This is a genomic window from Paraburkholderia sp. RL18-085-BIA-A, assembly GCF_046027075.1.
In the GTDB taxonomy this organism is placed as follows: domain Bacteria; phylum Pseudomonadota; class Gammaproteobacteria; order Burkholderiales; family Burkholderiaceae; genus Paraburkholderia.
Genome location: NZ_JARESU010000209.1, coordinates 1 through 10,364, shown reverse-complemented (window position 1 = coordinate 10,364; position 10,364 = coordinate 1). Strand labels below are relative to the sequence as shown.

Here is a 10,364-nt window from a genome sequence, read left to right as displayed (position 1 = left end):
CGGGCGGGCCGCGCGGGCGCCCGCCGCGGCTCAGCCGGCGGCGGCGACGAACCCGGCGCCCGCGGCGTCCGGCGCGGTTGCCGAACAAGACCGCAAGGCGGGCCGTCCGGCCGCTGCCGCAGCGGCCGCGGAAGGCAGCTCGATTCGCGTCGGCGTCGAAAAGGTCGATCAGCTGATCAACCTGGTCGGCGAACTGGTGATCACGCAGGCGATGCTCGCGGAAACCACCAGCACCTTCGACCCGGCGCTGCACGACCGGCTCTTCAACGGCATGGCGCAGCTCGAACGCAACGCGCGCGATCTGCAGGAAGCGGTGATGTCGATCCGCATGATGCCGATGGATTACGTGTTCAGCCGCTTCCCGCGTCTGGTGCGCGATCTGGCGGCGAAACTCGGCAAGGAAGTGGAACTCGTCACCTTCGGTCAGGCGACCGAACTCGACAAGAGCCTCATCGAACGGATCATCGATCCGTTGACTCACCTCGTGCGCAACAGTCTCGACCACGGCATCGAAACCGTGGAAGCGCGGCGCGCGGCGGGCAAGGATTCGACCGGCCAGCTGGTGCTGTCGGCGGCACATCACGGCGGCAATATCGTCATCGAAGTAAGCGACGACGGCGCGGGCCTGCGCCGCGACAAGATTCTCGCGAAGGCGGCCAAGCAAGGCATGCAGGTCAGCGAAACGATGTCCGACGAAGAAGTCTGGAACCTGATTTTCCTGCCGGGCTTCTCGACGGCGGAACAGGTCACCGACGTGTCGGGCCGCGGCGTCGGCATGGACGTGGTGAAGCGCAACATCCAGTCGATGGGCGGTCACGTCGAAATCACCTCGCATGCCGGCAAGGGCAGCACCACGCGCATCGTTCTGCCGCTCACGCTGGCGATTCTCGACGGCATGTCGGTGAAGGTCGGCAACGAGATCTTCATTTTGCCGCTGAACTTCGTGATGGAGTCGCTGCAACCGCGTGCCGAAGACATCTACACGGTGGCCAACGGCGAGCGCGTGGTGCGCGTGCGCGGCGAATATCTGCCGCTCGTCGCGTTGCACGAAGTGTTCAACGTCGAGGACGCGAAGCAGGAACCGACGCAAGGCATCGTCACCATCATGCAAACAGAAGGGCGCCGCTTTGCGATGCTGATCGACGAGCTGGTGGGGCAGCAGCAGGTGGTCGTGAAGAATCTGGAAACGAACTACCGCAAGGTGCACGGCATTTCCGCCGCAACCATTCTCGGCGACGGCAGTGTCGCGCTGATCGTGGACGTGGCGGCGCTGAACCGCGAAACGCGCAACGCGCACAGCGCGATGAGCCTCGCATGATGACCGTCACGCTCGCACGGCACGCAACAAACACGGCATTCGCAACACTCATTCAACTCATTTCATCCCAACCGTTTGGGGGCTAACGTGGCAGAAGTCCAATCCATCAATTCGAGCAGCGCGAACGCGAACGGTACGAGCAGCCGCCGCGATGCGCAGCAGGCGGACGCCGGCGGTCAGGAATTCCTCGTCTTCACGCTCGGCGCCGAAGAGTACGGCATCGACATTCTCAAGGTGCAGGAAATCCGCGGCTACGACAACGTGACGCGGATCGCCAATGCGCCCGAGTTCATCAAGGGCGTGATCAATCTGCGCGGCATCATCGTGCCGATCGTCGACATGCGCATCAAGTTCCATCTGGGCCGCGTCGAGTACGACCATCAGACGGTCGTGATCATCCTGAACGTCGCGCATCGCGTGGTCGGGATGGTGGTCGACGGCGTGTCGGACGTGCTGACGCTCGCCACCGATCAGATCATGCCGGCGCCGGAATTCGGCGCGACGCTGACGACCGAGTACTTGACGGGCCTGGGCACCGTCGACGGCCGCATGCTGATTCTGATGGACATCGAAAAGTTGATGACCAGCCGTGAAATGGCGTTGATCGAGTCGCTCGGCGTTTGATCGGAAAACAGTGGTAAATCGCGAACGAAATACAGGAATGGGAGCGTCAAGATGCTGAGCAGGTGGTCGATCCGCACGTCGCTGACGATGGTGGGGGCCCTTCTGGCTGCGCTAACCGTAGTGGTCGGCGCCCTCGGGCTAACCGCGCTGAATCGTACGAGCCAGTCGCTTGACCGCATTGCGCGCGGCCACCTGGTGGCGATTCATGCACTCGACGACGCGGGTTCGTATCTGTTGCGTTCGCGGGTCGCGGTGGACCGCTTCGACACGTTGTCGGCGGCAGGCAATGCCGATGAGGCGAAGAAAGCGCTCGGCCGCGCGCAGGAACTGCTGGCGCTGGGCAACCAGAGCTGGCAGACGTATCTCGACGCGCCCAAGCCCGGCATCGATCAGGCTTTGCTCGACGACGTGCTCGCCAAACGCACGACGGTGATGCGCGACGGCGTCGAGCCGGAGTTCGCGGCGCTGAACGCGAACGACATGGCCACCTATCATACGATCGCCGATACGAAGATCAGCCCGATGTTCATCGCGTACGACGCGGCGGCGTCGGCAGTCGTCAAGGCATTGCAGAAGAGCGTGATGGACCAGCAGGCGAGCGCGCAAGCGCATGCGTCGCTGATGATGACGCTGATTGTCGCGATGACGGTTCTCGCGTTGCTGCTGGTGGTGGGCATCCGCTTCGCGCTGCGCGGTTTGATCGTGCAGCCGCTGAAGGACGCTACGGCGTGCTTCGAGCGAATCGCGTCGGGCGATCTGTCCGAGACGATCGAGGTGTACAGCCACAATGAAATCGGCCACCTGTTCGACGGCATCAAGCGGATGCAGCAAAGCCTCGCGACGATGGTGAAGGCGGTTCACAGCAGCGCGGAGTCGATCGACACCGGCGCGCGCGAAATCGCGATGGGCAATACCGATCTGTCGCAACGCACCGAACAGCAGGCCGCGTCGCTGCAGGAAACCGCGTCGAGCATGGAGCAGTTGACCGGCACCGTGCGGCAGAACGCCGAGAACGCGCGCCAGGCGAGCCAGCTCGCCGTGAACGCGTCCGACATCGCCACGCGCGGCGGCGACGTGGTGAGCCAGGTCGTCACGACGATGCAGGGCATCGCGACCAGTTCGAACAAGGTCGTCGACATCATCGGCGTGATCGAAGGGATTGCGTTTCAGACCAATATTCTCGCGCTGAACGCGGCGGTCGAAGCCGCGCGCGCCGGTGAACAGGGACGCGGTTTCGCGGTGGTGGCCGGCGAAGTGCGCAGCCTCGCGCAGCGCAGCGCGAGCGCCGCGAAGGAAATCAAGGATCTGATCGGCGACTCGGTCGACAAGGTGCAAAGCGGTTCGACGCTGGTCGGCCGCGCGGGCACGACGATGGACGAGATCGTGCAGGCGGTGCGCCGCGTGACCGACATCATGGGCGAAATCAGCGCGGCCTCCGAGGAGCAGTCGGGCGGCATCGAACAGGTGAATCGCGCGGTCGTGCAGATGGATGAAGTCACGCAGCAGAATGCCGCGCTGGTCGAGCAGGCTGCGGCTGCGGCGGCGTCGCTGGAAGATCAGACGCGTCAGTTGCAGGCGGTGGTGGATGGCTGGAAGGTGGCAGGCGGTCAGGCGCGCAGCGGCTCGGCAGCGGTGCGACCGCAGGCGGCGGCGCGCGTGAATGGCGGTGCGGGCCGGCAGTCGGTTAAAGCCGCTGCGCATGCGTCGACCGCGAATGGCGCGGCGCGTGCGGCGGCAAGCAGTGCAAATGCGGCAAACGCAGTGAGCGTGGTGAGCGGAAACAGCGCGGCATCGCCCGCGAACTCCGCGCCGGCTTCAGCGAGCCACGATGCAGGCGCGCGTGTCGAACCGGCGCTCAAGCCCAAGACGCCCCGCGCGGCTACCCAGTCCGCTGCACGCCCGGCTCTCGCAAGCCCGGGCGCAGCTAGCTCGGGCGCAGCTGGCTCGGACGCGGATTGGGAAACGTTTTAGGAAGTGGCACAAAGACATGCAGTCATTCGGCTTCTCGCCCGTTGATGGGCGAATCATCGAAGCACGCTGGTATGGCGTGTCGCGGGCCGACTGTGTGTTCGCAGATCTCGCGGGAGGGCGCGACCCCGCGAACACAATTGCTTCTGCCCAGGAGTCCGCTTCGGGTGGCAAACGGAATGGCTCGTATCACAGGCAGGAATGCAAATGATGACAACGCGCGCACAGCAACGTCCCGGCCGGGCAGGTCCCGATCGGGCCATCCCTGACAGGGCGGAGCCAGCCAGGCCCTCTGACCAGGCACGGGATTTCGAATTCACGCCTGCGGATTTCGCTCGCATCCGCGAACTGATTCATCGCAGCGCGGGCATTTCGCTGTCCGACCACAAGCGCGACATGGCGTACAGCCGCCTCGCGCGCCGCTTGCGCGCGCGCGGCCTCGACGCCTTCCGGCAGTATCTCGATCTGCTCGAAGCGGAAAACGATCCTGCCGAGTGGGAAGCGTTCACCAATGCGCTGACCACCAACCTCACCGCGTTCTTCCGCGAAGCGCACCACTTTCCGATCCTCGCCGACTTCGCGCCGCGTCGCGCACAGCCGGTATCCGTGTGGTGCTCGGCGGCATCGACCGGCGAGGAGCCGTATTCGATCGCGATGACGCTGATCGAAGCGCTCGGCGACAGCGGCGCGCGCCAGGCCTCGGTGCTCGCCACCGACATCGACACCCAGGTGCTCGCGAAAGCCGAAGCCGGCGTGTACCAGTTCGACCAGGTGAAGCACCTGTCGCCCGAACGGCTCAAGCGCTTCTTTCTGAAAGGCACCGGCGCGCATGCGGGCATGGTGAAGGTGCGCCCCGAAGTGCGCGCGCTGGTGCGCTTCGAACAGCTGAACCTGACCGACCGCGACTACCAGTTGCGCTCGCAGTTCGACGCGATTTTTTGCCGCAACGTGATGATCTATTTCGACAAGCCGACGCAGGCGCAAGTGCTCGCGCGCTTCGAGCCGCTGATGAAGGCGGGTGGCCTGCTGTTTGCCGGTCACTCGGAAAACTTCACGTACGTGACGCAGGCATTCAAGCTGCGCGGCCAGACCGTCTACGAATTGACGCGCGATGCAACCGGCGCGCGCATGCCGTTGCGCACTAGCAGCACGGCGAGCGCAGCGGCGCATCACACGACGAGCGGGGTGGCGGCATGAGCAGCGCCCTGCCGATCGCATCCAACCTGTACTACGACAACCACTTCCAGCGCCCCGGCGTGAAACTGTTGCCCAACGAGTTCTACACCACCCACGAAGACATGGTGCTGGTCACCGTGCTGGGTTCGTGCGTTGCGGCCTGCATCCAGGACCGCACGGCGGGCATCGGCGGAATGAATCACTTCATGCTGCCCGACGATGGCGCGGACGTCGCGCAAGCCGCATCGGATTCGATGCGCTACGGCGCGTACGCAATGGAAGTGCTGATCAACGAATTGATCAAGGCGGGCGGCCGCCGCGAGCGCTTCGAAGCGAAGGTATTCGGCGGCGGTGCCGTGCTCGCCGGCATGACGACGATGAATATCGGCGACCGCAATTCGGAGTTCGTGCGCCGCTACCTGGCGCTCGAAAAGATCCGCATCGTCGCCGAGGATTTGCAGGGCTCGCATCCGCGCAAGGTCGCCTTCATGCCGCGTACCGGCCAGGTGATGGTCAAGAAGCTGCGCCTGCAACAGGAAGCGGGCGTGGCCGAGCGCGAACAGGCGCTCGTGCGACAGAGCGCCGAAGCGCGCGCCGAGCGGCTGGCGGCGGCGCGCAAGCGCGTCGAACTGTTCGCGACGCCGGCCGCCACGCGGCCGAGAATCGAACTGTTCGGCGCGAGCCCGCGCCCCCTGAATTCAAACAACGCCAGAACCACAGAGGAGGCGTGAGCGCTGTGCAAAAGATCAAAGTACTGTGCGTCGACGATTCGGCGCTGATCCGCAGCCTGATGACCGAGATCATCAACGGCCAGCCGGACATGACCGTTGTGGCGACCGCACCCGATCCGCTGGTCGCGCGCGACCTCATCAAGCAGCACAACCCGGACGTGCTGACGCTCGACGTCGAAATGCCGCGCATGGACGGCCTCGACTTCCTCGAGAAGCTGATGCGTTTGCGGCCGATGCCGGTCGTGATGGTGTCGTCGCTGACCGAGCGCGGCAACGAAATCACGCTGCGCGCGCTGGAGTTGGGCGCGGTCGATTTCGTCACCAAGCCGAAGGTCGGCATTCGCGACGGCATGCTCGACTACTCGGAAAAGCTCGCCGACAAGGTTCGCGCGGCGGCCCGCGCGCGCGTGCGCCAGGCCGCGCCGGTGCAGCATGCGGCGGCGCAGGCCGCGCATGCGCCGGCGGGCGCTGCGCCGCTGTTCAACAATCCGCTGCTCAGTACCGAGAAGCTGATCATCGTCGGCGCGTCGACGGGCGGCACCGAGGCGATCCGCGAAGTGCTGGTGCCGCTGCCGCCGGATGCACCCGCGGTGCTGATCGCGCAGCACATGCCGCCGGGGTTTACGAAATCTTTTGCGCAACGCCTCAATGGTTTGTGCCGGATTACCGTTAAAGAAGCAGAGCACGGCGAACGTGTGCTGCCTGGCCACGCGTATATCGCGCCGGGCCACGCGCATCTGTTGCTGGCGCGCAGCGGCGCGAACTACATCGCGCATCTGTCGGACGAGCCGCCGGTCAACCGGCATCGTCCGTCAGTCGACGTGCTGTTCCGCTCGGCCGCGCAGCATGCGGGCAAGAACGCGGTCGGCGTGATCCTGACCGGGATGGGACGCGACGGCGCCGTTGGACTGCTGGAGATGAAAAAAGCAGGGGCGTACACCCTTGCGCAGGACGAGGCGAGCTGTATCGTGTTCGGCATGCCGCGCGAAGCGATTGCGCTCGGCGCGGCGGACGAAATCGCGGCGCTGCCGGAAATGAGCCGGCGCGTGATGGCGCGTTTGTCGTCGATGGGCGATCGCGTACAGCGGGTATGATGCGGGCCGGATAGTTTGAGGCGGTCAAGCGCCGCAACATGGAACAAGCAAAGGGAATGAAATGGATAAGGGAATGAAGATTCTGGTGGTTGACGACTTTCCGACGATGCGCCGGATCGTCCGCAACCTGCTCAAGGAGCTGGGCTACTCGAACGTCGACGAAGCGGAAGACGGCCAGGCCGGTCTCGCGCGTTTGCGCGGAGGCACCTACGACTTCGTGATCTCCGACTGGAACATGCCGAACCTCGACGGTCTGGCAATGCTCAAGGAAATCCGCGCCGACGCCAACCTCACGCATCTGCCGGTGCTGATGGTGACGGCCGAATCGAAGAAGGAAAACATCATCGCGGCGGCGCAGGCCGGCGCGAGCGGTTACGTCGTCAAGCCGTTCACGGCCGCGACGCTCGACGAGAAGCTCAACAAGATTCTCGAGAAGATGGCGAAAGCCGGGAGCTGACGTGACTCTGCCGACCCCTGCGCCTCACGCCGACGCGGTCAGCGAGAGCAGCGACTTCGCGTCCGACCGCATTCTCGCTCGCATTGGACAACTGACGCGCACGCTGCGCGATTCGATGCGTGAGCTCGGGCTCGACAAGCATGTCGAGCGCGCGGCGGAAGCCGTTCCCGATGCTCGCGACCGTCTGAAATACATCGCGGACATGACCGAGCAGGCCGCCGAGCGCGTGCTGTCGGCAATCGATGTCGCCAAGCCGGTCCAGGAGCAGTTGCAGAAGGACGCGGGCGAACTCGACGCGCGCTGGGAGCAGTGGTACGCGGCGCCGATCGATCGCGAGGAAGTGCGCGCGCTGATGAACGACACGCGCACCTTCCTGCGCGGCGTGCCCGAGGCGACCAGCGCGACCAATGCGCAACTGATGGAGATCATGCTGGCGCAGGACTTCCAGGATCTGACCGGCCAGGTCATCAAGAAGATCACGGACGTCGTGTACCTGATCGAGCAGCAGTTGCTCGGCGTGCTGGTCGAGAACATCGCGCTCGAGCGGCGCGAGCAGTTCGCGGCGAACGCGGCGGCGCTGGCAGCGGAAGTGTCGCCGACCGGCAGCCCCGAACATCTGCTGAACGGTCCGCAGATCAATCCGGAAGGCAAGACGGATGTGATGCAGGACCAGTCGCAAGTCGACGATCTGCTCGCCAGCCTCGGCTTCTGACGCGGCCGGGCGCCTCGTCGCGCAAGCTCCCCGCGCGCAGTTGCGTCACACCACCCGCGCGCGGTTTCCTCAGATAACCATCCGGGCGCCGCGCGCGGCCCGGATGTATGGCAGGCCACGCCCGCGGGTGCGCTTGCTGTCTCCCGAGACGAACCACAGGCATACTACGAACTCGAGCAGCGGCACCCCGCTCCGGCAATGAGGATTCGCCGGCCGGTGGCACGGTGAGGAAGCTCCTTCCCGAGTGCGACCGCAGCAGTGCCGTATCATCTGCGTACACGCAGCCGGTTCGCGCGCCTCGCGAGCCAGGCCGTAGTTCGGGAGGAGCATTGCCATGTGGAGTCGTGTACGCCGCGCCGGAATCGTTTCGGCGCTTGCCTTTTCTTGTTCGTTGTTCGCCGCGCAGCCCGCTCACGCGGGGCTGGGCGGTGCCCCGATGACGCCGCCCCCGGGCGCGTCGGTTTCTTCCCGCGTCGTCCAGCCTGCCGGAAGCGCGGCCAACTCCGCGCAGGGCGTGATGCGCTCGGCATCGGGCGCGGCTTCGTCAACCTCGGCTTCCGCGTCCTACACCGTGCGTGAAACCGCGCTCGGCAACGGCACCGTGGTCCGCGAATACCTCGCCGCTGACGGCGCGGTGTTCGGCATCGCGTGGCGCGGCCCGCAAATGCCGGATCTGAACGATCTGCTCGGCAGCTATTTCCCGCAATACGTGACCGGCGTCAAGGCCGTGCGCGCGGCGCGCGGCGGTGGCCACGGCCCCGTCAGCGTCGATCAGAGCGGTCTCGTGGTGCGTTCCGGCGGCCATATGGGCGCGTTCAGCGGTCAGGCGTGGCTGCCGCCCGCGCTGCCCGCCGGCGTCAGCGGCTCCGACATCCAGTAATGGCGAGGACGACCATGCGACCCATCTCTATTGGTGTGAATCTCAAAGACCGGCTGCGCGCCGTGCTGGCCGCCGCGCTGCTGGCAACACTCGCCGCGTGCGGTGGCGGCGGAGACAGCGGCAGCTCCAGCAACAATTCGTCGAGCATCCTGAACGGCGGTTCGCTGCCGGCCAGCCCGACTCAGCAGCCGATCGCCGCGAACGCCGCGAACACCGTGCCGATCACGGTCGGCAGGGGCCTGAGCGGCGTCATCAACATTCCGTCGGTCAGTGTGAGAATTTGCGCGCCCGGTTCGACGACGATCTGCCAGACCATCAACAACATCCAGCTCGACACCGGTTCGTTCGGACTGCGGGTGGCGAGCTCGGCGTTCAGCGCGTCGCTGCTCAATGCGCTGCCGCCCAGCACCGTGGGTAGTAACAACGCGCAGCTCGCCGAGTGCGCGACCTTCGCCGACGGCTTCACCTGGGGCACGGTGCGCACCGCGACCATCTCGATCGGCGGCGAGACTACGACAACCGCCATCCCGCTGCAGATCATCGGCGACAAGGACGCCAGCACGGTGCCCGCGAGCGCTTGCGGCGGCGGGTCGGCGGAAAACACGGTCAGCGATCTCGGCGCCAACGGCATTCTCGGCGTCGGCACGGCGCTCACCGATTGCGGCGCGACCTGCGCGAACCCGGCGACCGCCGTGAACTTCAGCAACTACTTTGCGTGTCCGGGCGGAACGTCGTGTACCCGTACCGCGGTGCCGCTCAATCAGCAGGTCGCTAATCCGGCGGCGAACTTCGCGGCCGACAACAACGGCGTGATCGTGCAGATGCAGCCGGTACCGGACGCGGGAGCAGCGTCGGCCAGCGGGACGCTGGTGTTCGGGATCAACACACAGTCGAACAATGCGCTCGGCGGGGCGCAGGTCTTCACCACCGACCCCTTTGGCGACCTCAACAACAGCACCTTCAACGGCACGACGGTGCAGGCGTTCCTCGACTCGGGCTCGAACGCCTACTTCTTCGGCGATAGCTCGCTCGCGCAGTGCGGCAGCAACTTCGCGGGCTTCTACTGCCCGTCGTCCGCGCAAACCCGCTCGATTACGCTGGTCGGCTTGAACAAGGTGACGACGAACGCGAACATCGGCATTCTCAATGCGGCCACGCTGTTCGGCAACGGCAACAACTTCGCGTTCAACAACCTCGGCGGACAGATCGGCGGCAATAGCAGCTTCGACCTCGGTCTGCCGTTCTTCTATGGCCGTCACGTGTTCTACGGCTTCGACAGGACCTCGACCGGCGGCCCGTCGCCTTTCGTCGCCTTCTGACGCGTCGCGCCAGGGTCGAAGCCAACGCCAGAGGCGCCCCCCCCCCGAACCCCCCGGGCCCCCGCCGGGCACCGGAGGAAAAAAA

10 protein-coding genes are annotated in these 10,364 nt (G+C 65.5%); all 10 read left to right on the top strand.

The window, feature by feature from the left end:
• The coding region (locus P0D89_RS48285) for a chemotaxis protein CheW (RefSeq protein ID WP_408379039.1) at positions 1–1,318 on the top strand (1,318 nt) is incomplete at its 5' end.
• 87 nt (positions 1,319–1,405) lie between these two features.
• Positions 1,406–1,942 (top strand): chemotaxis protein CheW, encoded by a 537-nt coding sequence (cheW, locus tag P0D89_RS48280; RefSeq protein WP_408363664.1) that lies wholly within the window; start codon positions 1,406–1,408, stop codon positions 1,940–1,942.
• A gap of 51 nt (positions 1,943–1,993) precedes the next feature.
• Positions 1,994–3,913 (top strand): methyl-accepting chemotaxis protein, encoded by a 1,920-nt coding sequence (locus tag P0D89_RS48275; RefSeq protein WP_408363666.1) that lies wholly within the window; start codon positions 1,994–1,996, stop codon positions 3,911–3,913.
• A 204-nt stretch (positions 3,914–4,117) separates the two neighbouring features.
• Positions 4,118–5,107, top strand: coding sequence for a CheR family methyltransferase (locus tag P0D89_RS48270; protein WP_408363668.1), 990 nt, complete (start codon positions 4,118–4,120; stop codon positions 5,105–5,107).
• Positions 5,104–5,817: a chemoreceptor glutamine deamidase CheD gene (gene cheD, locus P0D89_RS48265; RefSeq protein ID WP_408363669.1), complete on the top strand. Its 714-nt coding sequence runs from the start codon at positions 5,104–5,106 to the stop codon at positions 5,815–5,817. Before P0D89_RS48270 ends, cheD begins: the two co-directional genes overlap by 4 nt.
• Positions 5,818–5,822: 5 nt before the next feature.
• Positions 5,823–6,911 (top strand): protein-glutamate methylesterase/protein-glutamine glutaminase, encoded by a 1,089-nt coding sequence (locus P0D89_RS48260; protein WP_408363671.1) that lies wholly within the window; start codon positions 5,823–5,825, stop codon positions 6,909–6,911.
• Between the two features lie 61 nt (positions 6,912–6,972).
• Positions 6,973–7,368, top strand: a complete 396-nt coding sequence (gene cheY / locus P0D89_RS48255; protein ID WP_007179968.1) for a chemotaxis response regulator CheY — start codon at positions 6,973–6,975, stop codon at positions 7,366–7,368.
• 1 nt (position 7,369) lies between these two features.
• A complete protein-coding gene (gene cheZ, locus P0D89_RS48250) occupies positions 7,370–8,080 on the top strand; it encodes a protein phosphatase CheZ (protein ID WP_408363674.1) in 711 nt (236 codons plus the stop codon).
• Between the two features lie 334 nt (positions 8,081–8,414).
• Positions 8,415–8,960, top strand: coding sequence for a DUF2844 domain-containing protein (locus tag P0D89_RS48245; protein ID WP_408363676.1), 546 nt, complete (start codon positions 8,415–8,417; stop codon positions 8,958–8,960).
• A 14-nt stretch (positions 8,961–8,974) separates the two neighbouring features.
• On the top strand, positions 8,975–10,279 hold the full coding sequence (locus tag P0D89_RS48240) for a DUF3443 domain-containing protein (protein WP_408363678.1): 1,305 nt from the start codon (positions 8,975–8,977) through the stop codon (positions 10,277–10,279).
• Positions 10,280–10,364: the final 85 nt, after the last annotated feature.

Coding starts and splice junctions, on each gene's coding strand:
- P0D89_RS48275 (WP_408363666.1), top strand. CDS start 1,994: ATGCTGAGCAGGTGGTCGATCCGCACGTCGCTGACGATGGTGGGGGCC.
- P0D89_RS48270 (WP_408363668.1), top strand. CDS start 4,118: ATGATGACAACGCGCGCACAGCAACGTCCCGGCCGGGCAGGTCCCGAT.
- cheD (WP_408363669.1), top strand. CDS start 5,104: ATGAGCAGCGCCCTGCCGATCGCATCCAACCTGTACTACGACAACCAC.
- cheY (WP_007179968.1), top strand. CDS start 6,973: ATGGATAAGGGAATGAAGATTCTGGTGGTTGACGACTTTCCGACGATG.
- P0D89_RS48245 (WP_408363676.1), top strand. CDS start 8,415: ATGTGGAGTCGTGTACGCCGCGCCGGAATCGTTTCGGCGCTTGCCTTT.
- P0D89_RS48240 (WP_408363678.1), top strand. CDS start 8,975: ATGCGACCCATCTCTATTGGTGTGAATCTCAAAGACCGGCTGCGCGCC.